The sequence below is a fragment of the Streptomyces sp. NPDC001536 genome (assembly GCF_042894505.1).
Taxonomy (GTDB): Bacteria; Actinomycetota; Actinomycetes; order Streptomycetales; family Streptomycetaceae; genus Streptomyces.
This window is the reverse complement of record NZ_JBIAVQ010000021.1, coordinates 77,028-102,406: the sequence shown is the minus strand read 5'-3', so window position 1 is coordinate 102,406 and position 25,379 is coordinate 77,028. Positions and strand designations below refer to the sequence as shown.

Below are 25,379 nucleotides of genomic sequence, written 5' to 3'. Positions count from 1 at the left end.
GGGCGCGGGTAAGAGCGCGGGGTGGTCCGGCCGCCCCGTCGGGGGAGTGCGGGGCGGCCGGGGCGCGGGGAGCGTCAGGCGGTGGCGGCGAACGACTCGTAGAGGTCGTCCATGAACCGCTCCTGCGCTTCGGTGAGCGCGGCGGCGGCGGTGCTCGCGTCGACGAGGTAGGCGCGCTGGTTGGAAGCAGCGAGGTAGTCGGCGAACGCCCGGTATTGCTCCATGGAGATCCGGGCGGCGTCGATGGCCTTCACCAAGTCGAACTCGCCGCTGTCGTACGACGTGTTGCGGTAGACGACAAACCAGCTCCCCGGGTTCTTCGCCAGAGCGACGTGGGGGGTGTGGAACGCGCGGTAGACCGCCGTGGCGTTGTGGCGGGCCGTGTCGGATGCGTCGTTGAGCGTCGCGCCGTGGACGGTGGTGACGAACGCGCCGGGGGTGAGGAGGGCGCGGTCGCGCAGTTCCTCGGTGGACCAGCGTGCGGCGGCTTCGCTGTTGGGGGTGTCCATCAGCAGGATGCGGCTGTCGGTGGCGCTGGGGAGGATGAGTGCGATGTACCGGCGCGATGCGCTCATGGGTGTGCTCCTGGAGTGTGTGGGGCCGGATGCCTCGCTGTGTGCATGCCGGGCCGTTGCGTTCCGTCGTTCGACTGGAACGAGAGAAACGTACAGTACGAACGTGTGGCGATGTCAACTCCCCCGCATGGTCGGGATTGGTTCGGGGATCTCTAGCGTTCGTACTGTCTGGTTTTCCAGAACGTGTGATACGGTGGTGGCACACCGCAAGGGAACCGGCACAGCGAACGGCTCCCTTGCCCACACACATCAGGGAGCATCCGAATGCCCAAGGCTCGTACGCACCGCCCCCGCCGCACCGCCGCAGTCCTCCGTGACCGGCGCCGTGCGACCCGCGCGCACCGCGACATGACGGAGCGCGTGAAGGTGAGCGACTTCCTGACCATGCTCGGGATGGAAGAGGCGGACGTCGACCGCTACGGCTCTTGGGCCGGGAAGCACATCGTCAACGCGTACCGGGCCGCCAACTTCGGCCACGACCCCCGCAAGACCCGCAAGCGCACCAAGCCCTGCAAGGGCTACCCCGACGGGCGTTGGATCAAGGTGAACGTCTACCGGGCGTCCGACCCCGCGCTCCCCGCCGGGTGCGCCTCGTACAAGCGCACCGCCCCGTTCGTGCAGGACCTCTACGCCCCCGCCGCGTAGCCACAAGCCCCCGCTACGCCCCACGGTCCGGCCGGACGGCCGCCCCGCCCCTCCCCCGACGGGCGCGGCTGTCCGGCCCCCTAGACCGCCGGGCGGGCCGGCCTCCCCCAGCCACCCGCCCGGCACCCACCCTCACCGCACGAACGGAGCCATCCCATGCCCACCTGCACCGAGTTCACGTCGACCGTCCTCGACTCCCGCACCGCCCCGATGACCATTCAGCGCCTGGCCGTGAAGCCCGGCGACGTCCTCCACGACATGGGCGTCCGCTTCCTGGTGCTCAACGCCCGATTCAGCGACAACCCGCCGCACGGCACCCGGCAGGTGCTCACCGTGGCCGCGCTCTCCCACACCGACGCCATGGGCGTACTCGTGCCCTGGACCATGAGCCTGTCCGTCGACGCCGCGCGCGGCCGGGACGCCACCGTGGAGGCGCCCGAGCCGGACACGCGCCGCTGGTGGGTCGCCGCCACCCTGGACGACCGTGGCCGCTTGGACGGCGCCAACGGCCACCAGGAGGGCGCCGACTGTGAGCGCTGCGCCGACAGGCCGTTGGACCCCGCCCGACGGAACTATGTGCCGTGCAAGGCCGCTCAGGCGCACGCCTGGAACGAAGTGGGCTACTGGGAGGACTCCCGGCACCGGCTGGAGGCGCCGCGCACCTACTACGTGCTGCCCGTGATCGCGGACACCTGGGAGGACGCCCGCATGCAGGCCCGCGACCTGTGCGAGCGACTGCGCACCGTCGGCCACCTGTAGGTCGCGCCCCGGCCCCAGACGGCCGGCTCACCCCCAACCCTCGGGGCGCGGCGTATCGGCCGCGCCCTCTCTTCCCCTCACATCCGTTCGTACTGTACGGTTTTCCTTGCGAGGCGAACACAGCGAATCGCCCACACCACACACGCGTTCCCGCGAATGGAGCCCACGCCCGTGATGTCTCACCACCGCACCCGTGCCCGCCGCGCCGCCGCCCGCGTCAAGGCCGCCGCCGTCCTGGCTGGCCTGCTCGCCCTCACCTTGCTCGCGCTCGCTGCGTCCCTCAGCGACACCCGCACCGCCCCCGCACCGCAGCCCCGCCCGACCATGACCGTCCACGCCGACGCCCACCAGGACGACACCACCGTGACCGCGTACAACGCCGGTTGGAAGGCAGGCGTGGCCGCTCTCGGCGACGGCACCCGGCCCACGTACCCGAACGTCGTCGCCGACGGGAACGACCCGGGCACCGTCGCATGGGCCGACGGCTGGACCGACGGGCAGGCCAACGCACTCGGCGACGACAACCGGGACGGCCGAGTCGACGAGGACGAGTCCGGCTGGGACTGCCGGGCCATGGGCAACCGTCGCTGCGGCCCCGCCCCCTCCCGCGCTCAGCACTGACGCCCGCAGGCACCCGGGCGCGGCACTTCCCGCCGCGCCCCCACCAGACCCGAGAGGAACCACATCGTGAGCACCGCCCCCGCCCCCGTCGACGTGCCCCTGTGGGATGTCATCGTCAGCCGGAAGTCTCTCGGCCCGCTGCCCGCCGACGTCGACCCGGGCCTTGTCCGCGTCGCCCGCGCGGACGCCGTACGCGACGGAGACCTCGTCGTCGGCTACTTCGGCGACGAGCCCGGCCGCCGCTGGATGCCGACCGCGCACGTGGGAGAGCTCTGCTACCGCGCACTGCCCGCCCGGCACCCGGAGGGCTGGGGCGTGCTCAGCCTCGACGGGGAACTGTTCCAGTGGTCGCCGCACGAGCTGGTGCTCATCGTCCCCGCCGACCTGGCCCCGGAGACGTACCAGCCCGGTGACCGTGTCGAGCGGATCGCCGAACGCGTCCCGCACGGCGGGGCGTTGACCCGCCGCTACGCGCACCACGGGACCGTGGTCGGCGTCGACGACGGCACGGTGACCGTGCGGTTCGACGGCGACTGGCTACCCACAACAATCCCGGCCACCCGGGTCCGCCGAGTCGAAGCGGAGGACGTGGCGTACAACCGGGAGGCGTACGGCTTCGCGCACGGCGACACGGTGACCCTGCCGTGGCGGCCGGCCGCCCGGGGCACCGTCATCGACATGTGGCACGACCTGGGCAACGTACTGACGGCCTACGTCGTATGGGAGAACGAGCGGCCCACCGACATACGCGCCCGCGACCTGCACCCCGTCGTCTCGCTCCCCGCTGCCGCGTGACCTCCCGCCGGGCGGACGCAAACCCGCCCGGCCTCCCATGCTCAGCGCTCCCGCCCGTACGTCACGCACCAGGGAGTTGCCCCGCATGACCGCCCTCAGCCGCGCCGCACTGCGCCTCGCACGATCCCGCCTGCCCGACCCGCCCAGCCTGGACGTCCCGCAGTACCTCACCCCGTCCGATGCCCTGCGCCCGCTCACCGACCACGCCCTGTGGGAACTGCGCGAGGACATCGACCGGGAGCTCCACGCCCGCGCGTACGTTGCCCTCACCGACGCACTGCGCTGGCACCTGCGGGAGTCCGGCCTACTCGACCACGACGGGCACCCGGCCGTGGCCGCGACGTTCACCGTGACCTCCCGCCATCCCGACGGCCCGTGGTGGGACGAGACCACCTCGACAGTCCGGTACGCCGACGGGTTCGAGCAGACCGTCGACTTCACCGGGACGACCGTCGACGACGAACTGGTGGAGCTGGTCAACGGGGCCGACGAGCACCCCGAGCCCGGCGACGTCCTCACCGTCCCCCTCCTGACCCTGTAGAGCCCGCCCGGGGCCACACCGCCCCGGGCCCGCACCAAGGAGCCCAGAGCCCATGAGCACGCCGCGAGTGAGCGAGCAGGGGCGCGACTGGACGCGCATGACCCCCGACGAATTCGACCGAGCTGTTCCAACTGCGCCGCTGCGCCTGGATGTTGACGGGGGTGCGGCGCCGATCCCGGCGGTGCCGGACGAGTGCGGCACCGCCCCTCTGTTCGGCGACGAGACGCCCGTACCGCGCCCAGGCCGTAGCGATCGGCGCCCGGCCGCGCCCGTCGACCAGGACGGCCTGTTCTAACCCCTCCCGACCCACACCAGGAAGGCACTGCCCACGATGCACACCGCGCCCCTGACCGAAGAGCAGACGGCCCAACTCGGCGAAGCCGTCGGCAGGATCGCCGTGTTCGCCGCGCGTTCCCTGACGGACACGTACCCGCACCTCGACCGTGAGCGGCTGCTGGAGCTGTTCCTGCGCCCGGTCGCGGTGGACGCGACGGCCGCGCTCTACATGGCCGCGCTGGACAGAGGCGCCCGGCCGGGGGAGGCGGCCGGTGAGGCGGGAGCGGCGCTCATCCGGGGTTGGGCGGAGGCCCGGCTCCAGGCCCGTGAGGAAACGGCCGGCCGGGAGGGTGAGGGCTGACGCTCTCGCAGGTTGGGCGGGGGTGAAGGAAGTTGATCAGGGGGTGTTCCATCCTCGCGCGTTCGTACTGTATGGTTTTCCATGTGAGGCGATCACAGCGAATCGCCGAACACCACACACGAACAAGGAGCACACCCATGCGCAGCGACGTCGAGTTCATCCCGGTCATCGTGACCGACCGCCACGAGCCGCTCGCCGACGGCATCACGCCCGGCCTGGTCCGGATCGCCCCCGCCTCCCGGCTCACCGACGGGGATCTCGTGGTCGGCGCCGCCGAGAACGTCACCTACGCGAGCCTGCGGGCGTACTGCGCCAACCCGACCGCGACGATCGTCCTCGGAGGCGCCTTCTACCGCGAGCCGTACTCGGTCGAAGGCCACACCATCGCCCCGAGCGGATGGGTCGCCCTCGCCTCCGGCGCCTTCGGGTGGCGCTCCGACGACTGGGTTCTCTACATCCCCCGCGACCACCGCTGACCCGTGCCCGCCGGGCGGGAGCGCGCGCCACAAGCCGCTCCCGCCCCGCACCCTCCCACCCTCACGACCCACCAGCCGCACGGAGCAGCACCTCATGAGCCCTGTCACCCACGCCGAACACGTTGCCGCCGACCTGGAGGCGAACGCCTCCTACCGAGACATCTGGCACCACGGCTTCCTCGGCAAGTCCGCGCTGTGGAAGTACGCGGCCGCCGCCGATGCGGTGGCCCTCGAACTGTCCAACAACCCCGGCACGCGCACCCTGATCGCCCTGCGCGCCAACCTCGCCCACCTCGACTCGGGCCGCGCTCCCCGCCCGTCCTCGAAGGCCGGACGCGCCGCCCTCCGCGCCCTGAATCTCCTCGGCCGCGCCCGCCGTCGCGGACACGAGACGGCCGCCAACCTGATCTTTGAGGCCACCAGCGACGTTGTGGCCGACGCTTTCCTGCACGCGTACGACACCCACAGCGTCGAACCGGACGAGATCGAGCGGTTGCACGACCTGCGCCTCCAGGGCCGGTTCCCGTCGCACATCACCGCCGACATCCGCCAACTGGTGTTCCTCGTCGGTGACTTGCTCGCCCTTGCCGACGCGTACGGCTGGGCCGAAGAAGGCGTGATCTACAAGGCCCGCGACGTCTTCGACGACGAACGCCCCGCCGACGCCGACGCGGCATAGCGCACCCGGGCGCGGCCCCACCCGGGTCGCGCCCGACCTCCCGCCACCTCCCACCCTTCGACCGGAGGACACCCATGTCCACCCCCATTGACGACCTCAAGGCGACCGCCGAACGCAGCCTGAACGCCGTCGGATTCACCGCCGCCCACGTGCAGCGCGTCAGCGACACCATGCTCATCGCCACCGTGCCCAACTCCCGCCGCCAGTGGGCGGACGTCGCCCTGAAGTCGTTCGTCTCCCTGCCGCTGTCCGACCACGCCGGAGGGGCCCGGTACGCGTTGTTCCCCCGCACAGCCGGAGGACGCCGAGCGGTACCAGCGCACCGTGTACTTCTTCGCCACCGGCGACGGCGTGCCGGAACGGCTCGTCGGCAAGACGATCGTGCAGAGCGTGTTCGTCACCCCGGGCGACAACACCGAGGCGGACATTCCGAAGAACCTCGCGATCACCATCTTCGGCACCCGCGAGCGGGCCGACTCCATCACCGTCACGCGCCTCGCCTGACCCCCGCAGCGCCCGGGGCCCGAGCGCCCCGGGCGCACCCCTCAGCAGCCCGCACAGCATGCCCAGGAAGGCACCCCCGCGTGACCACCGCGCTTGCCCTCAGCACACCCATCGCCGCCCGCCGCGTCGCCGGACTCCTCCCTGCGCCCAGCCCGCTCACCCCGTGGCGGGCCACCGCGTTCCGTACCGGCTGGACCGACGCCCCCGCCGCCCGTATCACCGACGGCACCCGCACCGTCGTCGTCGCGTTCCACCCCGGGAACTCCACGCTCGCATGGTCCCGGAGGGGCGAACCCACTCTCCCGATCGTCTCCGTTCCGGCGACCGATCCGGCACTCATCGCCCGCGAGATTCTGCGCAGCGTTCTCCCCGAGCTCGACACCGAGCACGCCCCCGCCGACGACGGGGCACGCCCGGCCCGTGACTTCCTCGACAGCCTGCGCGGCTACTTCGCCGACCGGCGCATCCCCACGAACTCGTGGACCACCCTTCAGTGCACCACCGTGCGCACCTTCCAGCGTGGCCCGGCACTGCTGAGCCTGGAGACCCACCAGACGGACCCGACGCTCACCCTGGAGTACGGCGGCACGGGGTTCTTCGGGGGGACGCTCGCCGACCTGGAAGCCGTGCTGAAGCTGATCATGCCCGTCCGGCCACACGGCAGCTACAAGATGCTCGGCGACGAGATCACCGGCGGGATACCGCGCCGCCTCTATGCCCAGTTCGGCCACGCCCACATGCAGCAGAGCGCGCCGTACGGCCGCATGTCCTTCGGCCGGAACGTCGGCCCCATCGGGCTGATCGAGACGCCCGACTACTGGGCCCGAGCCCGCGACCACTCCCCCATGCACGCATGCGTGAGCCGCCTCGGCCTCGACTTCACCCGCTCCATTCTCGACCGCCTCACCGGCGCCGACCACTGATCTGACCCACCTCGCCGCGCCCCACACCAGGGCGCGGCCCCGGAAGGAACCCTGACCATGCTCAACTTCGACCTGACGACGACCAGCGGCCGCGCCATTGCCGAACTGTTCCGCACCTGGTGCTCCATGGGCGGCAACGACCCCGATTCCCCGGTGGACGGCGGCGACTGGATGACGGCCGTGAACCAGTGGTTCGAGTCGCTCGGCCTGGACGTGCACGGCTCCGCCTCCCAGGTCGACGAAACGGCCGGCCAGCACGTCCAGGCCTCGGGACACGGTGACGTCACACCGAGCCAGTACGAGGTCCCAACGAACCTGCTGGAAGACCTGCGCGAAGCACTCCTCGACTGGTTCGACGGAAACTCTGACCATCTCCGTCCGCGCGCCGTCAGCTTCCACATCACGGACGGCTACGAAGACGGTCCGGCTTGGGACACCTCCGGGCCGACGTTCCACTACGACAGCGACCCGGACCGTGAGGAACGCCGCGACATTCCCGTCGATCGTCTGCCCGACGTCGACTTTGAGCGCACCTTCGTCGCCGACGCGCTGATCGAGATCAGTGACTTCGAGCGGCCGCAGCCCGGGGACACGCTGCGCATCGACCTCCCTGCCTGACGCCTCGACCCGTTACGCCCCGCCCGCCGGGGCGTAGCGGATTCCCACCCTGGCCCGTCTCCCAGAGAGACGGCCCCCGCCGATCCCGCCGTCCGGCCACGCCGGACGGCCCGTTCGAGGAGCATCATGAGCACGTCCACCGTCGAGGCCCCGGTCATGACGCCGCTTCGCCAACTCGCCTCCGTCGGCGAGTGGGAGAGCGCCACGAGCGCCGTGTGCGGCGTCGGCAACCGTCTCGCCCGCACCTTGGCGGACACGCTTCGCGCCCTGTACCCGAGCGCTGCCTACCTGGTCATGGAACGGGACGAGCACAACGACGATCTGTCGCCGCACAGCATCCGCGACGACCAGGGCAAGATCCTCTACCGGTTCTCGTACGAGTGGCCCAGGGACGGTTATCCGCCGTACGAGAACCGGCTCCCCGACACCTTCCGGCTCATGCGCGCGGTCTGGGACCCGTACGACCCGGAGAACCCGGCCCACGTTGCCGAGCTCATCGACCAGTTGCAGAGGTTCGGCTGCCTCTTCGATCACATGCCCCACGACCTTCCGGCCCCGGACAACCCCAACCGGCGGGAGCCGTGCCTCCTCCTGTCGGAGACGGCGCGGCCCGAGAGGTGGGAGGCGGGCGGGGTGCTGCGCCCGTACAGCGCGCCCCGGCCCGAGCAGGCCCAGTGACCGCCCGTACGGCGCCGCCCGCGCCGTTCCCGCCCACTCGGGTCTTCCACTACGCCCACGCCCCGGTGCGCGCCCGCGTCCTGCGTGGACAGGCCGTCTGGTTCCTGCGGGACCTGGCGGCCGCCACCGGGGCTCGTCCGGCGCCCGGCCAGCCGACGATCCTGCCCGGCATCGCCACCACCGGCGAGGCATGCCAGCTGCTCGCCGACGCCGGGGCGGCCGACATCGCCGCGCTCCGAAAGTGGCTCGACGAGGCGACCGGCCAGCTCAACGCGCCCCCGGTCCACCGCCTGCAGTCCCTTCCTCACCCGCGCCCCGCTCACATCCGGAGGCAAGTCGCATGACCCCGCTCGACCTCGACGAGCGCACCCGCGTGCCCACGTCGGACTTCATCGTCGTCGCCGTGCACGACGTCGACGGCAAGGAGACGTGCTTCGCGTACAGCGTCGGACTGGCCCTGCGGCCCGGCCGCGCCTACGAACTGGCCTGTACGGGTCTGGCCGGCCCGCTCGCCCAGGTCGTCATCCGCCGCGCCGCCGATCAGCTCGTGCGTGACCTCCTGGACCCCGCCGACGGTGTGGAGCTCGACCAGGTGGTGAACGGCGACAAGGTGCGCTTGCGCCTCGCGAAGGACACCAGCCGGTTCAGCGACAACGGCAGCGCCCCCACCGGGCCGTTCTGGCAGATCCTCCTGCCGGACGCGTGGAGCCGGTTCCCCGGCGACCTCCACTACGCCGACTCCGACTCCCAGCCGCTCCTGTAGAACCTCCTGCCCCTCCTGAAAGGCTCCTCGTGAAGTCCCCGCACTCCATCAACCGTCACCGTCTCCTGGCCGCCGTTGTCGCCGCCGTCGTGGCGTTCACCGTGCTGTTCACGCTCTCCCAGCTCGGCGACGACCTGCCGTCCTGCCCGACCTCCCGCACGGGATCGGTGGACATCGTGCCGTCCGGCGTCCGACCGTGCGTACTGAACGGCCCGGCCGCCGCCGTCGCCCCGGGCATAGACACCGGCTCCGGCCACACGTCCACCTCGACCGGCAGCAGCAGCGGGAAGAAGCCGAACACCTCCTCCGGGACGGCCAAGCAGCCGAAGACGCCCACCGCGCCCAAGGCCCCGGTCGTGCCGAAGGCGCCCGCCGCTCCCGCGCAGAAGGCGCCGCCCCTGACAAAGACCAGGTAGCTCTCCTGCTTCGGGCGAATCCGCCCGAAGCAGGAACCGCCCACCCCGGCGCTCCGCTGCACGTCCGTGGCGGGGCGCCGCCGGATGTCAGAGCACCGAACTAGCATCCGGAAGTATGACCAGCACCGCCCCAGACACCAGCGACGCGCCTACCGAGGAGCAGCAGCCACCAGAGCCGTTCAAGGCCGAGAACTTCCCGCCCGACCTGCTGAACAAGCAGCGGGCGCTCATGGCCGCGTACGCCGCCCTGCAAGCCTTCAGCGCCAACCCCGAGTTGCCGTGGGCTGTCGAGCCGCAGGACGGTTGGGACGACACCGGCTCCGGACGGTGGACGGAGAGTAAGAGGGACAAGACCGGCGGCTGGAGTGAGGCGCAGCGCGCCGAGTACGACCGGCTGTGGAACGAGGTACGGGAGCGCGCGTTCGAGGTGACCTCACACGAGCACTGGGCGGCCGTACGAAAGCACTGCGGGGTGGAGGCAGTGGTCGAGACGCGGCAGGCCCTCAAACGGGCCGCGCTCAAGCCCCTGGACGTCGCGAAGGCGGCCTAGGCATCGACTCTGCGTCCGTCGCGTCCTGCGACGGGCGCTCTGCCACCCTCAGCCCTTCCTGCGGCCACTCGTACATCACCATCCGGACCGTCGTGTCGCCGAGCAGGTCAACCTCCACCTGGTACAGCAGCCGCCCGTGCGGCCACTTCGCTGACGGAGGCCACACCTGCCGCGCCCGGACCCGGGCGTACCGCCACGCCCCGGCCGACCACACCGACAGCGCCGGAGCGCCGACGTTCGGATACACCGTCACCTGCGGCTCCGGCCCGTCCTCCTGCCGCCACGGCCGCGCCTGCTTCGGTTCCGGGATCTCCTCGCTCACGCATCGAGCGTACGCGCAGGTCACAGCCCCGCGACCGGTCGGTGACCAGTGGTGGCAGGACACAAGGCGTCCGCGTGCGACACGGTCCGCGGACCCTGTCCCCGCACGGAAGGACCGACCGTGTCCGAACCCGCCCCCTCCACCAAGCGTCTTGTGCTCCTGGCCGTCGGCTTCGCCCTGCTCCTCATCGGCACACTGCTCTCCGCATGCGCCACGTTCGGCGGCAGCGACGGCACCGCCGACCCGGAGCCGACCAGACCCCCGGCCACCTCTCAGCCCTCGACGACGGAACCGACCACACCCGAGCCAACCAGCTCGGCCCCGGACCCCTCTCCCACGCCGGGCGACTGCTACCGCATCCTCGCCGACGTCGGCGTCGACGAGACCGGGCTGCCGACCCCGGAGGAGTCCACGGCACCGGAGCCGAGCGAGCCCACGGCCGAGCCGACGAGCGTTCCCACGGACCCGCAGCCCACGTCCACGGCCTGCTGACCGCATTCAGCGCCTTGTGTCGCGCCCCGGATGGCATTTCGCCTCCCGGGGCGCGGCCGTTACCGTGGCCGAGATCTGCGGGAGAGGAGAGCGTCATGGTTCGCCGTCCGACACTGGACGAGGTAGTGCCGGTGGCGCACGCTTTGCTCGCAGCTTCCGCCGACGAACAGCCTCCGGCTCAAGCCGTAGCGTCCGCACGACGCCTCGGGGGCGGGACTCGGGAGGGGCAGACACATGTCAACCTGCTGCTCGCCCAGGTCTTCGCGGACATCCTCGACAAGGAGTGCTCGCCCGAGTGGCGCACGCTCTGGGGCGTGCCGGATGTTGTTCGGCTGACTGCGGTCGAGGACGAGCAGAAGTTCATGGAGAACTACCCGCGGGAGAAAGCCGCCCGGGGGCAGCGGGTTGCAACCGCCGACGCGAAGGCCAGGCTGGCCACCGCAGCGAACGCCGCCATCCTTGCGCAGCGATTCCTCAGGGTCCGCCGGGAGACTCCCGAGAAGCTCGGTGAGTTCACCGCCTTCGCCGAGGGCGCCACAGGCCTCATGGTCGATCACGTGTGGGGCGCCCTATGGATTGCCTGCGCGAAGGTGCGTGAACTCGCCAAGGATGGCGCGAACTAGGCTCCTAGGCCATGGGGATGGACATCAGCAAGGCGAGCCTCGCGCTGGCAGCGCTGCAGAAGGCGTTCGAATCGGGCGAGTGGGCTCCCAGCGAGCTGGAGCGGAGGTGTGCGAGGACGATCCTGGAGGCCCCGCCGAAGACCGCGGCGGCCGACGCGCTCGTCAAGGGCCTGCTCACTGTCGGCCCGGATGCTGCCCAGCAAGGTGACGATCGCCTCGCTCAGGTCGTCGTACGGTGCACGGCCGCCCTGCGGCAGAACCAGCCGTCTGACGATCGCGTACGCCTGGTCCAAGACCTGCACGCCCTGCTGAACCTCATCGTTACCGTGCCCCCTGGCTGGCGCAGTCTGCTGAATCGACCCCCGACGCGTAGCACGCGACCGTAAGCCCGCGCACCCCTACCGTGCGCCGCCGTGATGCCGACCCAGGCATCCGCGTGAAGGGGAGCAGGCCGTGTTCAACACGATGCTGAAGCTGCGCAGCGAGATGGTCACCGACCGGGGCGAGCTCGTCTCCGTGCAACTCCCCCTGTCACCGGAGCTGTGGGAACACGACGGTGAACTGTTCCGCGAACAGATGTGGGCCCGCGCTCGTGCCGAACTACGGCACGCCGTCGCCTCCCGCGGCCATGTCCCGGCGGCCGGCCACACCTTCGACGACGCCCCGGTGTGGGTGGAGTACCCCGACAAGTGCACCGTGGAGTGCGTGGGCGGCCCCCTCGATGGGGCACGCGTCCCCTGGACGGGCAACGAGCCGCCGCCGATGCTGCGCCTGCTGGCCCCGCACGATGCAACGGCCTCGTTGCTGCACGAGGACCTGGATGCCTCGCTCCACGAGCCGCTGCCGATCGTCACATACGGCCCGATGACCAACGAGCACGGCTTCTTCGCGCGGGCCGCCGACGGGGCGTGGCGTTACGCGTTCCGCCGGTAGGCTCACGCGGCCGCCACCAAGGCGGCGAGGACCAGGGCGCTCACGTGGGCGGTCTGGTCGACGAGCGGCGCCCCACCTTTCTGGAAGAAGGTGGCGCTGCCGGTGTGCTCCATCCACCACTGGACCGGCCACCGGCGGTCGATGAAGCTGTGCGAGACGCCAACCCAGACGAGGACACCGCCCGCGGTACCCCCGCACAGGTCGAGTTCGAGCGTGATCCTTCCCGCGGCGAGCGCCAGCGCGGATACGGCGACGTGCGTCGCGGCGTGCGACAGGTTCGCCCACCAGCCGGCCGCGCTGCGCAGTGCCTTGCGCTCGGCTTGTCGGTCGGTCTGCAGCGCGTAGTCGGACACCAGATGGGCCGCGTACAGGAGAACGAAGAGAGTGGCGAACATGAGGGCCTGACCTCCTGGTCGGGACGGAGAAGGGAAAGGGCCCGCGCGCCGGTTGGCGTGCGGGCCCGTGGTTCTTCACCCCTCAGTCCGGTGAGTGCGAAGAAGTGGCCTCGGTCGCGTTCGATCGCGCTGGCTGCCAATTTCGAGGCCTGCGGGACTGGGGAGGCGGGTGTGGCGCCGTACGGGCTTCACGGCCCCTGGAACGCCTCCCAGAGGGTCCGGGCGACCTGGTCGTTGCCGTTCGGCGTCCGGGGTCGGCTCGGGCAGTCCCAGCCCCGCCTCGGGGGCCGCTGCGCGATGACCTGCCAGCCCGCCCCGCGCAGGCTCGCCCCGCTCTCCCCGGCCTGCGTGTACGTGATCAGCCGGGTGTAGCCGAGGGCCTTCGCCGCACGCCAAGCCGCCCCGTACAGCAGGCTGTTGGCGTTGCGGACCCCGTCGGTGGCGGTGCGGGTGACTTCGAGGGTCTGCCCGTTGTCGAGCACGCGGGCCACCGGACGGCCGACCATCGCGACGGCATGGAGAACGCCGGCGTCGTCGGCCGCGCCCACGCAGAACACGCTGCCCGCGGGCGGGCGATGGTGTCGGTGCCAGGTCGCGACGAAGGCCTTCGCGTCCTTCTGCCGCACAGGAACCAGGTGCAGCTGGGCCGACTCGGTCACCGGTTCCAGCCCACCCAGAACTGCAGCGTTCCCCAGAAGCCACGGCGGGGCTCACGTACGGGGGCAGTCCGGTCCCTGTGGCTGAGCATGATCACGCGTCGGACAATCCGGAAGTCCATGATGAGGAGGGCCGGGATCAGAGCCCACCACAGGCCGAACCCGCCCAGCGTGCCCGTGACGGCGAAGGCCACGAGCGCCTTCTTGCCGTACCCGGCGAGTGCCGATGTGGCCCCCGCGATCAACGATCCCAGCGCGACGTACCCCAGACCGTGATCCATCTCCACGCCGAGCGCCCGGACCACGACGTGGAGGGTGAACGCGAGGAGCGCCATGGTGAAGCCCTGCGGGAGGGGATGGGGCTGCTTCGGCTCTGCGGGCGGGTACGCGGCCACGACGGGCTCCTTCAAGGCGGGGGCGCCCTGCTGCGCCCCGGACGCCGCGCACTGTCGGCAGACGGCTCGTCTTGTGTCCCGTGCTGGCATCGCCGCAGGCAGGAGGCGACGCAATGCAGCGGCCGCCGGCAGCCTCCCCCAGCTCCGCCCCGTTCCCTCGGTTGCACCCCGCACCAGCGGGGCGGGCGGATCGGAGAACCCTGTGCAGCCCCAGGTGGAACAGGCCATCAAGGAGTGGCAGGAGCAATTCGAGGAGTTGCAGACCGCGGCGGCGAACATGATGCAGATCGCGTTCGCGCCGCTGGAGGTCATGCGGCGGCCAACCGGATGCTGCGACACTCGCCTGAACTGGCAGGACGAGCAAGGCGACGGATCCGGCTACGTGTGCATTGACGACTTCATGCAGGCCACCTTGCAGTTCGAGAACATCCCGCACGCCGTTGCCGGTCAGGCCCTCGACGACGTGTTCGGGATCGGCTGGTTCGAGGGCGCCGATCAGGGCGTCCTGCAGGCCGGTGAAGGCGTCTACTACTGGACCGACGAGACGAACGCCGCCGAGTGGGAGGTCACCGTCCTGCAGGGCGGTCTTGCCAACCTGAGCATCGAGTACACCAACGCCCCCGACATCGCGACCCTGCTCGACGCGCTCACCACCGCGATCGAGGAGCACGGCCAGGACCAGGACGTCGTGGACGAGGAGGGCACTGGCACACTGACGGCATGAGCCCCCGAACGCCCGCCCGCGCCCTCGCGCTGTCCACGGCCGTCTTCGCGGTCGTGATGACGATCGTGGGCGGGCTAGTGGGAGTTCTCCTCGACGGCTGGCAGTCGGGAATCACCCTCGGGCTCGTGGCCGGCTGCTTCACGGTCGTGGGCGGCCTCATCACCTGGCGCCGGAACCTGGCCCAGATCAAGGAGCGTACGGCGCAGACGCAGGAGAGCAGCTTCGAGGACGGCATGGCCCAGGGACTTCTGCTCTGCGTTGCCCAGTACGAAGCAGCTGCCTTCCCTGTGAACGCCGACGGCGTCACCGATGCCGAGCGCACCGCGCGCAGGGACATCGCATACAGGGTCGCTGGCGCGGACGGGGTGCCCGAGTCGGTGCGCAAGGCAGCGGCGTTGGCCCTCGCAGCGATCGACACAGGCATCGTCGAGAATGCCAAGGCGGCCATGCGCGAGTTGCAGCACACGGTGTACGCGCAGATCAGCGCCCCGCGACGGTAGCTCGCTCGGGCGGGCACGTTGCCGTCCTCGCTTCCGACGTTCCCATGAGGCCGACCTGGTGGCCCAGCGGTGGAAGCAGGATCGGAGACCCACCGTGGCCCCCCGCCGCCGTACCGGCCCCACCGACGAAGTCCGCGCCATCGTGTTCACCCGTGACGGGCACCGGTGCGTGCGCTGCGGCTCAGGCCGGGAGCTGACGATCCACCACCGCGTCAACCGCGGCATGGGCTCGTCCCGCGAGGAGTGGATCAACCGGCCGCAGAACCTGCTCACGGCCTGCCACCCCTGCAACATGTGGTTCGAGGACCACCCGCGGGAGTCGTACAGCGAAGGGTGGAAGGTTCGCCGGCCGATGCTGCCGACCGAGATGACCGTCACCTACCCCGACGGACGCCAGTACGCGCTGTTCCCCGACGGTATCCGCGCCCCGGTCACGATCTCCCTCGTGTCCCACCCCAACAGGCCTTCCACCGCGTGAAGTTCACGCGTTTCCGCAGGTCGGTCCGGAGTTGCGGTAGAGCGTAAGTCCGGAGTTACGCCACAGCCGCACCCCGGAGTGACGGCGTACACGCAGACCCGAGGCACGCTCCACCCGAAGACGCGACGCACTCCAGACCGCAACGGAACTAGAAGAAGGGAAACAAGATCAATAGCAACCAGATCAATCCGAAGACCTGGAGAACCCGCGTCCTCGAGACCGCTCGGTCGCGTGCGGGGACGACGGCCGGGGCCAACAAGTGGCCCCGCAGGACGCGCAGAGTCGACGAGCCCGTACGTCGAGCCTTCGGCTTCACCTGGTGGGTGACTGCAGGCGGAGCTCGTTCCGGCTGGCTGCTCACCGGCAGCGAGCGGCGGCCGCGGCGCTGCGGAATCGTCGTACGAGCCGGCGCCCGGGTGCTCTCCATTCGGTGGCGCTGACTTGCCATACCCCCCACGGCGTCCGTACTGTACGGTTTCACAGACCTTACGGCGTGGGGTTTCCCCAGCCTTCGACACCAGCCCGCCCGCCGGCGGCTACTGGGACAGCAGGCAAGGAGACCGTGATGCCCAACACCGTGGCACCGGACGCGCCCGAACTGCAGCGCCCGGACTTCGACAAGATCCGCCAGGACGCAGCCGACGAACTCACGGCCGAGCTCGCCGCCATCGCCTCCGTGCAGGAGCGCCGCGCCCGTGCCCACGAGCTGTACCGGCAGATCCTCGACTCGCTCGCCGTCGTACGGCCCGAACGTGACCGGCTGATGGTGTCCCTCGCCCTCTACGAGCGCCCCCGCGCCGTCCACGAGTCGGCCGGCTGCACCCGTGACATGCAGCGCCGCACTGTGCGCGCCGCTCTCGGCCTGGGGGAGTCCGCTCCCCTCCCGCCCGCCCGCGAGTGGGCCGACCGCGGCCGCGCTGCGGGCGTGCCGTACGCGGAGGACGCCGCGGCGAAGCTGCCGACGGTCGCCGTCCAGCACGAGACCCTGGTCGCCCGCCGCCGCGTCGTCCGCGACCTGCTGTTCAACAGTGAGCGCATCGTCCTCACGCGCGCCGACTTCAAGGCGATCAAGCAGCAGGCGTCCGATTCGGTCCGTGAGGAGCTCGAAAAGATCAACGACCCGGCGGCCCGCCTGGAGACAGCCTCGCGGATCGCCTGGGACGCCGACGCCGATTACACGGTCGTCGCCCCCGAGCGCGACCGGTGCGCCCTGTCGCTGGAGTTCTACCAGGCGGCCCGCGCCGTCGATCAGGCGATGGGAGTCGGCCGTACGGCCTTCACCGAACTGCGTCGCGTCGCCCTCGGCCTCGACCGCAAGACGGGACACCTGCCCGCGGAGGACGAGAAGGCGCTCGTCGCGGAGGCCGCGGACATCCCCTTCGTCGAGGACGCCGCGGACCGTCTGCCCGACCTTGCCGTGAAGGCCGCGGCCGCGCGCGCCCGCCACCTCACGGCGGCCGCGATCCGCAACGAGGCAGCCGCTCGACTCGAGGGCCGCCCCGGCTGGAACATGAACAAGATCGCCGAAGTCACCGGTATGCACGTCGACTCGATCGGGGCTAAGGTCCGCGCCGTACGGAAGAAGGGCTGAACCGTGGCGCGACGCCGGGGCGACGGACCCCTGATGACGTTCATCAACCTGCTGGGCATCTTCTGGCCGCTCATCCTGGGCGCATTCCTGCTCGGCATGCACTTCAAGTAGCCGCAGCACCGGGGCGGAAAGAACTTCCGCCGCGGTGTAACACTCCGGGCACCTGCCACGTCTCCCCAGATGTGAAGCACTCGACCACACGCTCATGGGGGCCCGCACTGCCCTCGCGTCGAGTGCCCAGCTTGTTCGCCGACCGGTCCGCTCCAACCGGTCGGCGAACACCCAAGCTCCGGCGGTAACCCCCCGTCGTGTCCGGCCCCACTCCCCCCCCGAGGCCGGACACGACGAACCCCGCCGGCCGCCCGGCCGACTCCCCCAACCCCACCCGCCGGGCACCCCCTCCGCACCGTGCGGGTCGGGACACAAACCCCCTCCGGCCTGCACGGTGCGCCCCATGCGAACCGCCGCCCCACGCCTACCGTCCCGGCCCACCGCCGTGACGCAGGCCGCCGCCGTCCGCGGCCGGCCCGGGGTGAAGTCGAACCTCTCCGCCCAACTCGCCGACGACCTCCTCCGCGCCCCTGTCCCCCTGCGCCGCCAGGCCCTCAAGCACGACGTCGGCGCCGCCGAACTCCCCCACCTGCTCCGCGAAGTAGAACGCGCCACCGGCAGCCGGTTCGGCCTGTGGGCCGACTCCCCCTCCGGATTCATTGAGGACGTCCTCGGCGAGACGATCTGGTCGAAACAGCGGGAGATCGTCGACTCGATCGTCGACTACAAGCGCGTCGCCGTCCCCGCGGGCTTCGGCGTCGGAAAGACGTGGATCGCAGGCCGGTTGACCGCATGGGCCGGAGCCGTGAACCCGCCCGGAACCATGGTCATCGTCACCACGGCGACCAGATTCCGGCAGGTCAGAAACCAGCTCTGGCCCCACATCCGCAAGGTGATCGCCCGCGCGGGGCTGCCCGGCCGGGCCGACACCACCCAGTGGAAAATCCCCGATGCCTACGGCAACGAAGTGCTGGTGGCCTACGGCTTCTCAGCCCCGGAGCATGACGAGGCCGCCATGCAGGGCATCCACGGCACGCCCAAGCTCCTCATGATCGTCGACGAGGCCGGCGGTATCGCGCGCACCATCGGCCAGGGCACCAACAACTTGCTGACCGGCGACGCGAAGATGCTGGCGATCGGCAACCCGGCGATGGACGACCCGCGCAGCTGGTTCGAGACGCTGTGCGAGGAGGGCGAGGACCCCGAGGAGGCCAGCACCGTCACCATCCCCATTGCCACCTTCGACTCCCCTGCCATCACCCGCGAACGCGTCCCGTACTGCCGGGACTGTCCCGACGGCGTCCCCAAGCACTCCCTGGCCATCCACCTTCCCGATCAGGACTGGGTGGACCGCACTCTGCGCGAGTACGGCGAAGACCACCCGTACGTGATCGCCAAGGTTCACGCCCGGTTCCCCAAGGGCGGCGGTGGCAAGGCGATACCGACCCTGTGGGTCGAGTACGCCCAGCAGGTCGAAGACCCCACCGGCCCCGGCTACGTCCGCCTCCGCGACCTCGGTCTGAAGGGCGAGACCGCCACCCACACCGTCAAGCGCGGCGCGTGGGTCCGCCTCGGCGTCGACATTGCGGCTGACGGGGGCGATGAATTCACGATCTACCGGATCGTCGGTGACGTGATCGAGCACCGTCACCACTCCAGCGGCGCCGAGAACGACAACCAGGTCAAGGTCGCCGCCCGGATCCTGGAGGAGATCGAGCAGGCGCAGCGCCTGGCCGATGCCCTCGGCTCCACCGCCCCCGTCCGCGTCAAGATCGACCAGAACGGCCTGGGCCACGGCGCCGTCGGCATGCTCAAGACCTGGGCGGAGAACGGCCGTCATCGCGCCGAGATCGTCGGCGTCATGGTCAGCGAGTCCCCCGGCCACGACGACCCGGGCGCCGTCATGCGCCCCTTCAAGAAGCGCGACGAGATGTGGCTCGCCTGCAGGGCGCTCCTGCAGCCCGACCCCGGCACCGGAGTCGGCCGGCTCCGGCTGCGCACCGACCGCAACGCCGCCATCCAGCTCACCACCCCGAAACTCGGCTACAACAGCGGCGGCCACACCGTCATCGAGTCCAAGAAGGCGATGCGCGCCCGCGGCATGAAGAGCCCCGACCGCGCCGAAGCCGTCCTGCTCGCCGTGTACGAGCCCGAGCCGATCTTCCGCCGCGGCGGCGGCCTCATCGTGTAGTACCCCGGCGCTACCGTGAGCCCATGATCGAGCTCACGCCCGGGTCGTTCGAGGACATGAAGGCCATCAGCCGTGCCTGCGCCGAGCAACTCCGGCACCTGCCCCCGATGAAGCTGCTGCCCGTCCCCGCTGACTGGCCCGGCCCCGTGGTGATGTACGGCGAGGACGGGACCGCGTACGCCGTCTTTACCCGCGACGACCTGCCCCGCGACGCCGGGCCCTCACTGCTCCTGCCGGGGATGACCCCGGGACAGGAACTCAAGGGCCCGGTCGGCGACGAGCCTTCCTACTGAGTCTCCTCGACCGCCTTACGGCGCTCGGCCTGGCACTTCGGGCACAGCTCGCAGGGCACGGAGCCGCCCTCGACCGCGTGGGCGTGCTCGTGCTTGCACTCCGCGCAGAACACGTACGGCATCACAGATCACCTCCTTCACCCCTTAAGCCGGGGCTCAGGGCGCGACGGACAGCACGCAGCGCGAAAATTCGTGGTCGGGCCTGTCAGTGGCGGCCGCCATGATGGGGGTGTGGACTACAGCCTCGTGATCGCCGCCGCCCAGGCCGCCGGGCCCTGCCCGCCGGGAGACGAACCGAACTGGGGGCGCCGGGTGCAGGCCCTGACCGTCGATCTGCACATGATCGCGCAGCAGGCCGCGCAGGACATCGACCGCCTGGAGGCCTCGGCGCGGTTCGTCGCGCTCCTGGAGGACATCGAGGTCGAGGAGTCCAGCCGTCGCGGTCTGCTCACCCTGCGGACTCCGGCCGGGGACGTTGAGCACATCCGTACCGAGCAGCAGGAGACGGATCGCGGCCGCGAACTCATCGCGCGGGCCCGCTCCCTGAAGGGCCGGTGGGTGGTGGTCTTCCGGTACAACGAGAAGGCCTCAGCGACGAAGAGCGTGCGTATGCTCGCCCACCTCATGGACGTGGGCGACGGCGCCATCTCCGTGAGCATGGCGAAGAAGATCCTCCTGGACCACGCCGACGGTGTTGTGCCGCGCGCACAGGCCGCGTGGTCGGAGGCGGGCCTGCCGCACTCCGGTGCCATCTCCGTAGAGCAGTTGGAAGCCGCGCGCGCCAAGCTGCAGGAGCCGTGACCACTACCCCCGGCGGTCAGAAGCGCGGCGCCGGACCGGAGGTGTGGGCGCTGGGGGCTCGGGGGTGCCCGTCATCAAGTCCAGCAGCCGGAAGGCCCGGTCGCTGTTCTCTCGGGGTGCGTACAGCGCGGTCCCGAGCAGTACTCCGAAGACGATCAGCTTGAAGGCGAGGAGCGCCGAGTCGGTGCCTGCCGTGCGTTGGACGGTGGTCTCCACCAACGTCTTCCTCTCGTTGAGTCCGCGCCGGGGTGCCGGAAGCGCGGGATTGCCGGTCGTCCAGCGTAGGAGCTGGGCGGCAGTCCCGTCGGGCAACTGGCCCCGAGCGCCCTGGACCTGGTACTGGGGAACGCCGCGGTGTAACACCCTCGGGCTCCACCCCGTCTGTAGGGGTGACGCGCCCCCGGGGGACTTCACTTCGAGCGGTTCCCCGCGGGCGCCGACCAAGTGCGCATCCAGGATTACAGCAAGAAGCGCGGCAGGGTCCCCAGCGGGGCGCAGCCCCGCCTCCGGGCCGCCCCGGGGTCGCACAAGGACCGTACCGGGCCTGCACGGACCGTCTTGGTCCGACACGGACCGAAACGAGACCCGCAGCTGGCCGGGGAATGGGGCAGCTGCGCGCTTCTTGCTGTAATCCAGAATCCTGGGACTGGATTCCCCGTACGCTGTCGGGCATGTCCCAGCTGAACCCGCGCACCGCCGACGCCCTCGCCGCGATCGGCACCTTCATGGAGGTCCAGCAGGAAGCCGGGTACGCCTTCGGGACCGTACGACTGCGCGGCACGATCCTCGCCGAGTACCTGGAGTACATCCTCAACGAGGAGAAGCTCCCCTCCCTCACCGCCGAAGAGCTCGTCCAGACCGAGCGAGCCGACGCCTGGTTCGAGGCCGCCCACGCCGGCGAGACCCGCCGCCGCAACACCCTCACCGGCCCCGACGCCGTCGCCGCCTACGACTACCAGCGCGCCCGCATCCAGACGTACAACACCTTCGTCGAGTACCTCGGCCTCAACCTCCGCCGCCCCTACCCTCCGTCCGGGCACGGCGAACGGCTCGAACCCGAGCAGGCCTACAAACTGCTGCGCACCCTCGCCGTACGACGGCCCACCGGCGCCAATGCCTCCACCGCCATCCGCACCGCAGCCGTTGCCGCCGTATCCGCCGCCACCGGCCACACAGTGCCCAAGCTCCAGCCCCTCGACGTCGCCGACGTCGACCTGGAGCGCCGCCCCGTCCCCGTCATCACAATCGACGAGTTCGATCACCCGCTCGACAAGCACACCGTGGAGATCCTGCGCCGCTGGCTCGACGTGCGCGCCGGCATCGTCAAGGAACTCGAAGGCACCGACCCCGGCTTCCTGTGGATCCCCACGAAGCCCGGCCGGGCCCGCGCCGGCGTCGAACCGCCCAAGCCCGGACTGACCCGGGCCGCGGTGCGCACCCTGCACTCCGCCCACCGCACCCTCGTTCTGCAGGTGGTCGGCGTCCCCCTGCGCCCGTCCGCGCTCCTCCCCCGCCGCTGAAGACCGGGGCTGTCGTTTCGCTGCTCAGCGGCCGCGATTCCGCCACGCACGCATGACGTCTACTGGCGGCTCAGGGCGCGGGTCGAGACGAGTGACAAGGTGTTCCGTCCAAGTGTGTCCGCCTTCGCGAGCAACACACTCCAACTCCAGCTCCACCCGTATTGGTGTGACATGCCTGTACTCAAGGTCGACGTGGATCGGGGCATCCGTGCCAACCGACATACTGCCGAGTTCAAGGCGAGGCACTCTGGCGTAGCTGTCTCCGCCGTATTCGTCGCGGCTCAGCTCACCTCGTAGGCCTTCGACGTAGTCTCCAGACACGGTGACCGCAACGCTGCTCAAGGCAGTCCCACCGACCTGCTTGATGGTCAGCTCGCCCCTCGGGAAGTTCACATCCTCCAAACTCACGTACCCCGGTTCGACGGTGAACTCAGGACGGCGAGCCTCGATGCGCTCCGCCTCCTCCCCGTCCAGCTGCCTGCGCATGAGCTGAACCTGCTCCTCTGCGGCGACAGCCTGCCTCTTCGCTGAAGTGGCAGAGTCATCGGCGAGAACTGCCTGCCGCTTGGCGATCCGGGCCTGCCATATCGCTATGCCAGCGGCTACGGCACTGATCACAGCACCACCGACCGCCGCACCAGTCCCTGCGTCCAACGTCTCCCCTTCGGGCTATCCGGTATCGGGCGCAACCGTACCGGCGGTCTGGGCTCCGGCCCGCTACTTTGGACCTGGTGAGACCACGGATAGGGCTCTGAGGCGCTGCTACCGTCGGGTTCATGATGGAGCTGTTCACCGACGCCGATAGGGAGCGCATCGCCGCGGCCGCCGAGCGCGACGGCCAGGCGCCAGCCGAGTGGCTGCGTGCCGTCGTACGGCAGCGGCTGGACGCCGAGGACCTCGAGGACGCGCTCGTCGGCGCGCACTTCACCGTCGCCACCCGCGCGGCCGCCGACGGCTGACCGGTCGCGAATCGGTCTTCGTTCTGCTGCAGAACCGGCGCAGGGGCTCCCTATGCCCGCCCTGTCCCTGAAACTGCACCCGTGCACAACGCTCTCGACATCATCGCCGACCACGGCGACACCATTCTCCAGGTCCTCGGCGGCTTCCTGATCGCCTTCCTGACGAACTGGCTGACCAACCGCTCCCGCGACCGGCAGGACCGCGCCGCCGAACTCGCCACCCTCCAAACCCAGGTCGACGCCCTCATCATCGCGGCGGTCGCCGTCCGAGCCGCCGCCCATATCAGCGAGACCGTCTGGGAAGGGCGCAAGGAGCGGTTGCGGTCGATCGGCATCGTCGCCCTCGGGGCGGTCGGAGGGTGGGCCAGCGCGGGTACGCAGGGGGTTTCCGAGAGCTGGCGCTACGCGGCAGGGATGCGTGATGCCGCCCAGCTCATCAGCCGCGAGAACCACGCCCGCAAGATCGCTCTGGCCAGCCTCCAGGGCCCCATGGTCCAACTCGGCACGGCCGCGACTCCCCTGATGCATCACCGCGACGAGCGCCTGGTCCAGGCCGTCGACGAGGTCATGGCCGCCGCCGGGGCGATCGACGACGACGCCCGCTTCGAGCGCGCGTTGGCCGCCTTCGGGCAGGCCGCCCGCGCCGCACTGCACCCCACGCCGTCGCTGTGGGACCGGCTGCTGCGGCGCCGGACACAGTAGGGCCCGGTACCGACGGGGGATGCGGTACCGGGCTGTCTTCACCGTACAGGCGATCGGCTACTCGAAGTCGTAGCGCTCCAGAACCGGTTCGGTCGACCTCGACATCAGGTAGTGGTAGACGGCCTCGATCGTGTCAATCGGGTGCCGTCCCACCTTCGTGGACGGCTGGAACGGCTTGTCTGCGACCTTGCTCCACCCGCCGAGCTCATCGGCGACCTTCGAGAACTCGTAGGTCAGGTTCTCGGCGACCTCCACGTACCGCTTCGGGTGCTGCGTCCACTGGCGCAGTACCCCGATGACGGAAGTGACGCACTCCTCGCTGTACCGCTTCGGCTTCTCGTCGAGGTCGCCGCCGATCGTCCACGCGAGCCGGTGGATCGCCTCCGCCTCCCAGGAGCCCTCACGGCCCGCGACCAGGGAACCGCCCTCGTAGCCGCCCGGCGTGGAGTTCCGGCTGTACTCCACGGACAGCCGGAACAGGGCGACGAGCACCGAGCCGGCCGCCTTCACCCCGGCGTCGGCAAGCGCCCCGCGCAGCACCAGGTCGTCGCTCGGGTCTCCCTCGCCTACCGGTCGCAGCGGCCCGTGCTCGGCCTCCAACTCCTCGCGCGTGAGTGGCTCCGAAGGGCGGCCCTGCCGCAGCCCGGCCCAGTCGACGACGTACTTGACCGGTTCCTCGGACGACGCAATGTGCCAGCCACGGTTGAGACGGTCCACGTACCGGTACGTCGGACGCGCCGCAGCCTCCGGCTCCTCGTCCACCAGGCCGCTGTCCTCCTCGTCGCCGGGGACAAGGGACGGGTGCACATCGGTGGTGACGAACGAGGCCTCCAGGCCGCCGGCCTTCTCCTTGATCTCCTCGGCCTTGTCCGGGCCCAGCGGCAACGCCTCCGGCGCGGCAGCCACGTCAGGGAACTCACGGGCGAGCTCGGCGGTGACCACAGTGATCACGTCCTGCACCAACCTGGCGGGCTCGGCACGGTCAAACGCACCGTCCACGCCCTTCCACGGCCGCGCGGCGGCCACCGCCACGAGCATGGTCAGCATGTCGTGCTCCTGCTGCTCGGGGTCAGGCATCCGCGTGGGCAGAGGCCACACGTACGCCAGGGCCCGGTACCAGCCCTCCCCTTCACGCACGAGGTACGCACACGCGTCAGCCACGGTCTGCGCCACGTGCTCGCCGTCGGCGTCACGGGCCACCGTCGCGGTGAGCATCACGGGAATGGAAAAGAGCTCGCGGTCGTCACCGGCGTACGCGTAGGGGGACTTGGGGATGCCGGGCGGAGGTTCCTGCTGTCCGCCAGCGCGTTCGGCATCGTTGGCCCGCATCGCCTTGGTGTACTGCGCACCCGCGGTACGGCTCCGCTTGCGAATCTCCCGGGCGCGCTTCCTGGGCTTTCGCGGCTTGTTCGACGGCACGTCTCACTCCATGCAGCAGCGAGCCCCACGCACACGCTGCGCTGAGCAGACGAGTGAAGGCGTACGACCACGATGCGTCGACGGACGGCTTGGCCTACTGACGAAGGACCGGCGTGGGCGGAGCCTTCTTCAGCGGTTGGAGGTCGTGTCCCCC

At 70.6% G+C, this 25,379-nt stretch carries 40 protein-coding genes; 31 read left to right on the top strand and 9 right to left on the bottom strand.

Annotated features, from left to right (window positions below):
- Window positions 1-74 precede the first annotated feature (74 nt).
- Window positions 75-575 carry a hypothetical protein gene (locus ACFY0U_RS40675; protein WP_388644898.1) on the bottom strand — a complete coding sequence of 167 codons (501 nt, stop codon included), beginning with the start codon at window positions 573-575 and terminating at the stop codon, window positions 75-77.
- A gap of 264 nt (window positions 576-839) precedes the next feature.
- Between ACFY0U_RS40675 and ACFY0U_RS40670 the strand changes: the two genes are divergently transcribed.
- The 17 genes from ACFY0U_RS40670 to ACFY0U_RS40590 all read left to right on the top strand — a co-directional run bounded on the left by ACFY0U_RS40670 (window position 840) and on the right by ACFY0U_RS40590 (window position 10,180).
- A complete protein-coding gene (locus tag ACFY0U_RS40670) occupies window positions 840-1,220 on the top strand; it encodes a hypothetical protein (RefSeq protein ID WP_388644897.1) in 381 nt (126 codons plus the stop codon).
- A gap of 156 nt (window positions 1,221-1,376) precedes the next feature.
- Window positions 1,377-1,979 (top strand): hypothetical protein, encoded by a 603-nt coding sequence (locus ACFY0U_RS40665; protein WP_388644895.1) that lies wholly within the window; start codon window positions 1,377-1,379, stop codon window positions 1,977-1,979.
- Between the two features lie 174 nt (window positions 1,980-2,153).
- Window positions 2,154-2,600: a hypothetical protein gene (locus tag ACFY0U_RS40660; RefSeq protein ID WP_388644894.1), complete on the top strand. Its 447-nt coding sequence runs from the start codon at window positions 2,154-2,156 to the stop codon at window positions 2,598-2,600.
- A 66-nt stretch (window positions 2,601-2,666) separates the two neighbouring features.
- Window positions 2,667-3,395: a hypothetical protein gene (locus tag ACFY0U_RS40655; protein WP_388644892.1), complete on the top strand. Its 729-nt coding sequence runs from the start codon at window positions 2,667-2,669 to the stop codon at window positions 3,393-3,395.
- 85 nt (window positions 3,396-3,480) lie between these two features.
- Window positions 3,481-3,936, top strand: coding sequence for a hypothetical protein (locus ACFY0U_RS40650; RefSeq protein WP_388644890.1), 456 nt, complete (start codon window positions 3,481-3,483; stop codon window positions 3,934-3,936).
- 52 nt (window positions 3,937-3,988) lie between these two features.
- The gene (locus ACFY0U_RS40645) at window positions 3,989-4,231 is read left to right on the top strand and encodes a hypothetical protein (protein ID WP_388644888.1); all 243 of its coding nucleotides are present in this window, start codon (window positions 3,989-3,991) and stop codon (window positions 4,229-4,231) included.
- A gap of 36 nt (window positions 4,232-4,267) precedes the next feature.
- Window positions 4,268-4,573: a hypothetical protein gene (locus tag ACFY0U_RS40640; protein WP_388644886.1), complete on the top strand. Its 306-nt coding sequence runs from the start codon at window positions 4,268-4,270 to the stop codon at window positions 4,571-4,573.
- Between the two features lie 137 nt (window positions 4,574-4,710).
- Window positions 4,711-5,049, top strand: coding sequence for a hypothetical protein (locus ACFY0U_RS40635; protein WP_388644885.1), 339 nt, complete (start codon window positions 4,711-4,713; stop codon window positions 5,047-5,049).
- 94 nt (window positions 5,050-5,143) lie between these two features.
- Window positions 5,144-5,728 (top strand): hypothetical protein, encoded by a 585-nt coding sequence (locus ACFY0U_RS40630; protein ID WP_388644884.1) that lies wholly within the window; start codon window positions 5,144-5,146, stop codon window positions 5,726-5,728.
- 324 nt (window positions 5,729-6,052) lie between these two features.
- Window positions 6,053-6,232 (top strand): hypothetical protein, encoded by a 180-nt coding sequence (locus ACFY0U_RS40625; protein WP_388644883.1) that lies wholly within the window; start codon window positions 6,053-6,055, stop codon window positions 6,230-6,232.
- Window positions 6,233-6,312: 80 nt separating this feature from the next.
- The gene (locus ACFY0U_RS40620; protein WP_388644882.1) at window positions 6,313-7,155 is read left to right on the top strand and encodes a hypothetical protein; all 843 of its coding nucleotides are present in this window, start codon (window positions 6,313-6,315) and stop codon (window positions 7,153-7,155) included.
- Between the two features lie 57 nt (window positions 7,156-7,212).
- Entirely contained in the window at window positions 7,213-7,773 is a 561-nt protein-coding gene (locus ACFY0U_RS40615) for a hypothetical protein (protein ID WP_388644881.1), read from the top strand.
- Window positions 7,774-7,899: 126 nt separating this feature from the next.
- Entirely contained in the window at window positions 7,900-8,451 is a 552-nt protein-coding gene (locus tag ACFY0U_RS40610) for a hypothetical protein (protein WP_388644880.1), read from the top strand.
- The gene (locus ACFY0U_RS40605; protein WP_388644879.1) at window positions 8,448-8,795 is read left to right on the top strand and encodes a hypothetical protein; all 348 of its coding nucleotides are present in this window, start codon (window positions 8,448-8,450) and stop codon (window positions 8,793-8,795) included. Before ACFY0U_RS40610 ends, ACFY0U_RS40605 begins: the two co-directional genes overlap by 4 nt.
- On the top strand, window positions 8,792-9,214 hold the full coding sequence (locus ACFY0U_RS40600) for a DUF4262 domain-containing protein (protein ID WP_388644878.1): 423 nt from the start codon (window positions 8,792-8,794) through the stop codon (window positions 9,212-9,214). Before ACFY0U_RS40605 ends, ACFY0U_RS40600 begins: the two co-directional genes overlap by 4 nt.
- 29 nt (window positions 9,215-9,243) lie before the next feature.
- Window positions 9,244-9,630: a hypothetical protein gene (locus tag ACFY0U_RS40595; protein WP_388644877.1), complete on the top strand. Its 387-nt coding sequence runs from the start codon at window positions 9,244-9,246 to the stop codon at window positions 9,628-9,630.
- Window positions 9,631-9,745: 115 nt separating this feature from the next.
- Window positions 9,746-10,180: a hypothetical protein gene (locus ACFY0U_RS40590; protein WP_388644876.1), complete on the top strand. Its 435-nt coding sequence runs from the start codon at window positions 9,746-9,748 to the stop codon at window positions 10,178-10,180.
- Here the strand turns inward: ACFY0U_RS40590 and ACFY0U_RS40585 are convergent.
- On the bottom strand, window positions 10,149-10,502 hold the full coding sequence (locus ACFY0U_RS40585) for a hypothetical protein (protein ID WP_388644875.1): 354 nt from the start codon (window positions 10,500-10,502) through the stop codon (window positions 10,149-10,151). The two genes, ACFY0U_RS40590 and ACFY0U_RS40585, sit on opposite strands and share 32 nt — an antisense overlap.
- Window positions 10,503-10,622: 120 nt before the next feature.
- Between ACFY0U_RS40585 and ACFY0U_RS40580 the strand changes: the two genes are divergently transcribed.
- The 4 genes from ACFY0U_RS40580 (at window position 10,623) to ACFY0U_RS40565 (ending at window position 12,550) form a co-directional block, all read left to right on the top strand.
- Window positions 10,623-10,994 carry a hypothetical protein gene (locus tag ACFY0U_RS40580; protein ID WP_388644874.1) on the top strand — a complete coding sequence of 124 codons (372 nt, stop codon included), beginning with the start codon at window positions 10,623-10,625 and terminating at the stop codon, window positions 10,992-10,994.
- 95 nt (window positions 10,995-11,089) lie between these two features.
- Window positions 11,090-11,617 carry a hypothetical protein gene (locus tag ACFY0U_RS40575; RefSeq protein WP_388644873.1) on the top strand — a complete coding sequence of 176 codons (528 nt, stop codon included), beginning with the start codon at window positions 11,090-11,092 and terminating at the stop codon, window positions 11,615-11,617.
- Between the two features lie 11 nt (window positions 11,618-11,628).
- A complete protein-coding gene (locus ACFY0U_RS40570) occupies window positions 11,629-12,003 on the top strand; it encodes a hypothetical protein (protein WP_388644872.1) in 375 nt (124 codons plus the stop codon).
- Window positions 12,004-12,070: 67 nt separating this feature from the next.
- Complete coding sequence (locus ACFY0U_RS40565; RefSeq protein ID WP_388644870.1) at window positions 12,071-12,550, top strand: hypothetical protein; 480 nt, start codon at window positions 12,071-12,073, stop codon at window positions 12,548-12,550.
- Window positions 12,551-12,552: 2 nt separating this feature from the next.
- Here the strand turns inward: ACFY0U_RS40565 and ACFY0U_RS40560 are convergent, their stop codons facing one another.
- From ACFY0U_RS40560 to ACFY0U_RS40550, 3 genes are all read right to left on the bottom strand, one after another.
- Window positions 12,553-12,945: a DUF3307 domain-containing protein gene (locus ACFY0U_RS40560; RefSeq protein ID WP_388644868.1), complete on the bottom strand. Its 393-nt coding sequence runs from the start codon at window positions 12,943-12,945 to the stop codon at window positions 12,553-12,555.
- Between the two features lie 188 nt (window positions 12,946-13,133).
- Window positions 13,134-13,604 (bottom strand): XF1762 family protein, encoded by a 471-nt coding sequence (locus tag ACFY0U_RS40555; RefSeq protein ID WP_388644867.1) that lies wholly within the window; start codon window positions 13,602-13,604, stop codon window positions 13,134-13,136.
- Window positions 13,601-13,996 carry a hypothetical protein gene (locus ACFY0U_RS40550; RefSeq protein ID WP_388644865.1) on the bottom strand — a complete coding sequence of 132 codons (396 nt, stop codon included), beginning with the start codon at window positions 13,994-13,996 and terminating at the stop codon, window positions 13,601-13,603. Before ACFY0U_RS40550 ends, ACFY0U_RS40555 begins: the two co-directional genes overlap by 4 nt.
- A 214-nt stretch (window positions 13,997-14,210) precedes the next feature.
- Between ACFY0U_RS40550 and ACFY0U_RS40545 the strand changes: the two genes are divergently transcribed.
- From ACFY0U_RS40545 to ACFY0U_RS40520, 6 genes are all read left to right on the top strand, one after another.
- The gene (locus tag ACFY0U_RS40545) at window positions 14,211-14,720 is read left to right on the top strand and encodes a hypothetical protein (protein WP_388644863.1); all 510 of its coding nucleotides are present in this window, start codon (window positions 14,211-14,213) and stop codon (window positions 14,718-14,720) included.
- Window positions 14,717-15,220 (top strand): hypothetical protein, encoded by a 504-nt coding sequence (locus tag ACFY0U_RS40540; RefSeq protein WP_388644861.1) that lies wholly within the window; start codon window positions 14,717-14,719, stop codon window positions 15,218-15,220. The genes ACFY0U_RS40545 and ACFY0U_RS40540 overlap by 4 nt, the downstream gene beginning before the upstream one ends.
- A gap of 94 nt (window positions 15,221-15,314) precedes the next feature.
- Entirely contained in the window at window positions 15,315-15,698 is a 384-nt protein-coding gene (locus ACFY0U_RS40535) for a hypothetical protein (RefSeq protein WP_388644859.1), read from the top strand.
- 565 nt (window positions 15,699-16,263) lie between these two features.
- Window positions 16,264-17,289: a hypothetical protein gene (locus ACFY0U_RS40530; protein WP_388644858.1), complete on the top strand. Its 1,026-nt coding sequence runs from the start codon at window positions 16,264-16,266 to the stop codon at window positions 17,287-17,289.
- A 496-nt stretch (window positions 17,290-17,785) separates the two neighbouring features.
- Complete coding sequence (locus ACFY0U_RS40525; RefSeq protein WP_388644856.1) at window positions 17,786-19,531, top strand: hypothetical protein; 1,746 nt, start codon at window positions 17,786-17,788, stop codon at window positions 19,529-19,531.
- A gap of 23 nt (window positions 19,532-19,554) precedes the next feature.
- A complete protein-coding gene (locus ACFY0U_RS40520; RefSeq protein WP_388644855.1) occupies window positions 19,555-19,824 on the top strand; it encodes a hypothetical protein in 270 nt (89 codons plus the stop codon).
- On the opposite strand, the gene ACFY0U_RS40515 is transcribed toward ACFY0U_RS40520, so the two are convergent.
- Entirely contained in the window at window positions 19,818-19,946 is a 129-nt protein-coding gene (locus ACFY0U_RS40515) for a hypothetical protein (RefSeq protein WP_388644853.1), read from the bottom strand. The genes ACFY0U_RS40520 and ACFY0U_RS40515 overlap by 7 nt on opposite strands.
- 109 nt (window positions 19,947-20,055) lie before the next feature.
- On the opposite strand from ACFY0U_RS40515, the gene ACFY0U_RS40510 reads away from it, so the two are divergent.
- Window positions 20,056-20,625: a hypothetical protein gene (locus tag ACFY0U_RS40510; RefSeq protein ID WP_388644851.1), complete on the top strand. Its 570-nt coding sequence runs from the start codon at window positions 20,056-20,058 to the stop codon at window positions 20,623-20,625.
- Between the two features lie 3 nt (window positions 20,626-20,628).
- Here ACFY0U_RS40510 and ACFY0U_RS40505 read toward each other — a convergent pair whose 3' ends face one another.
- Entirely contained in the window at window positions 20,629-20,841 is a 213-nt protein-coding gene (locus ACFY0U_RS40505; protein WP_388644849.1) for a hypothetical protein, read from the bottom strand.
- Window positions 20,842-21,296: 455 nt separating this feature from the next.
- On the opposite strand from ACFY0U_RS40505, the gene ACFY0U_RS40500 reads away from it, so the two are divergent.
- Window positions 21,297-22,145, top strand: a complete 849-nt coding sequence (locus ACFY0U_RS40500; protein ID WP_388644847.1) for a hypothetical protein — start codon at window positions 21,297-21,299, stop codon at window positions 22,143-22,145.
- 24 nt (window positions 22,146-22,169) lie between these two features.
- Here ACFY0U_RS40500 and ACFY0U_RS40495 read toward each other — a convergent pair whose 3' ends face one another.
- Entirely contained in the window at window positions 22,170-22,799 is a 630-nt protein-coding gene (locus tag ACFY0U_RS40495; protein WP_388644845.1) for a hypothetical protein, read from the bottom strand.
- A 122-nt stretch (window positions 22,800-22,921) separates the two neighbouring features.
- Here ACFY0U_RS40495 and ACFY0U_RS40490 point away from each other — a divergent pair, with 122 nt between their 5' ends.
- Complete coding sequence (locus tag ACFY0U_RS40490; protein ID WP_388644843.1) at window positions 22,922-23,104, top strand: hypothetical protein; 183 nt, start codon at window positions 22,922-22,924, stop codon at window positions 23,102-23,104.
- Window positions 23,105-23,185: 81 nt separating this feature from the next.
- Window positions 23,186-23,806, top strand: a complete 621-nt coding sequence (locus tag ACFY0U_RS40485; RefSeq protein WP_388644842.1) for a hypothetical protein — start codon at window positions 23,186-23,188, stop codon at window positions 23,804-23,806.
- A 57-nt stretch (window positions 23,807-23,863) separates the two neighbouring features.
- On the opposite strand, the gene ACFY0U_RS40480 is transcribed toward ACFY0U_RS40485, so the two are convergent.
- Entirely contained in the window at window positions 23,864-25,225 is a 1,362-nt protein-coding gene (locus tag ACFY0U_RS40480; RefSeq protein WP_388644840.1) for a hypothetical protein, read from the bottom strand.
- Between the last annotated feature and the right edge of the window lie 154 nt (window positions 25,226-25,379).

Coding starts and splice junctions, on each gene's coding strand:
- ACFY0U_RS40600 (WP_388644878.1), top strand. CDS start 8,792: ATGACCCCGCTCGACCTCGACGAGCGCACCCGCGTGCCCACGTCGGAC.
- ACFY0U_RS40665 (WP_388644895.1), top strand. CDS start 1,377: ATGCCCACCTGCACCGAGTTCACGTCGACCGTCCTCGACTCCCGCACC.
- ACFY0U_RS40575 (WP_388644873.1), top strand. CDS start 11,090: ATGGTTCGCCGTCCGACACTGGACGAGGTAGTGCCGGTGGCGCACGCT.
- ACFY0U_RS40490 (WP_388644843.1), top strand. CDS start 22,922: ATGATGGAGCTGTTCACCGACGCCGATAGGGAGCGCATCGCCGCGGCC.
- ACFY0U_RS40530 (WP_388644858.1), top strand. CDS start 16,264: ATGCCCAACACCGTGGCACCGGACGCGCCCGAACTGCAGCGCCCGGAC.
- ACFY0U_RS40515 (WP_388644853.1), bottom strand. CDS start 19,946: ATGCCGTACGTGTTCTGCGCGGAGTGCAAGCACGAGCACGCCCACGCG.
- ACFY0U_RS40500 (WP_388644847.1), top strand. CDS start 21,297: ATGTCCCAGCTGAACCCGCGCACCGCCGACGCCCTCGCCGCGATCGGC.
- ACFY0U_RS40640 (WP_388644886.1), top strand. CDS start 4,268: ATGCACACCGCGCCCCTGACCGAAGAGCAGACGGCCCAACTCGGCGAA.
- ACFY0U_RS40645 (WP_388644888.1), top strand. CDS start 3,989: ATGAGCACGCCGCGAGTGAGCGAGCAGGGGCGCGACTGGACGCGCATG.
- ACFY0U_RS40615 (WP_388644881.1), top strand. CDS start 7,213: ATGCTCAACTTCGACCTGACGACGACCAGCGGCCGCGCCATTGCCGAA.
- ACFY0U_RS40635 (WP_388644885.1), top strand. CDS start 4,711: ATGCGCAGCGACGTCGAGTTCATCCCGGTCATCGTGACCGACCGCCAC.
- ACFY0U_RS40590 (WP_388644876.1), top strand. CDS start 9,746: ATGACCAGCACCGCCCCAGACACCAGCGACGCGCCTACCGAGGAGCAG.
- ACFY0U_RS40670 (WP_388644897.1), top strand. CDS start 840: ATGCCCAAGGCTCGTACGCACCGCCCCCGCCGCACCGCCGCAGTCCTC.
- ACFY0U_RS40560 (WP_388644868.1), bottom strand. CDS start 12,945: ATGTTCGCCACTCTCTTCGTTCTCCTGTACGCGGCCCATCTGGTGTCC.
- ACFY0U_RS40540 (WP_388644861.1), top strand. CDS start 14,717: ATGAGCCCCCGAACGCCCGCCCGCGCCCTCGCGCTGTCCACGGCCGTC.
- ACFY0U_RS40610 (WP_388644880.1), top strand. CDS start 7,900: ATGAGCACGTCCACCGTCGAGGCCCCGGTCATGACGCCGCTTCGCCAA.
- ACFY0U_RS40660 (WP_388644894.1), top strand. CDS start 2,154: ATGTCTCACCACCGCACCCGTGCCCGCCGCGCCGCCGCCCGCGTCAAG.
- ACFY0U_RS40650 (WP_388644890.1), top strand. CDS start 3,481: ATGACCGCCCTCAGCCGCGCCGCACTGCGCCTCGCACGATCCCGCCTG.
- ACFY0U_RS40675 (WP_388644898.1), bottom strand. CDS start 575: ATGAGCGCATCGCGCCGGTACATCGCACTCATCCTCCCCAGCGCCACC.
- ACFY0U_RS40630 (WP_388644884.1), top strand. CDS start 5,144: ATGAGCCCTGTCACCCACGCCGAACACGTTGCCGCCGACCTGGAGGCG.
- ACFY0U_RS40520 (WP_388644855.1), top strand. CDS start 19,555: ATGATCGAGCTCACGCCCGGGTCGTTCGAGGACATGAAGGCCATCAGC.
- ACFY0U_RS40570 (WP_388644872.1), top strand. CDS start 11,629: ATGGGGATGGACATCAGCAAGGCGAGCCTCGCGCTGGCAGCGCTGCAG.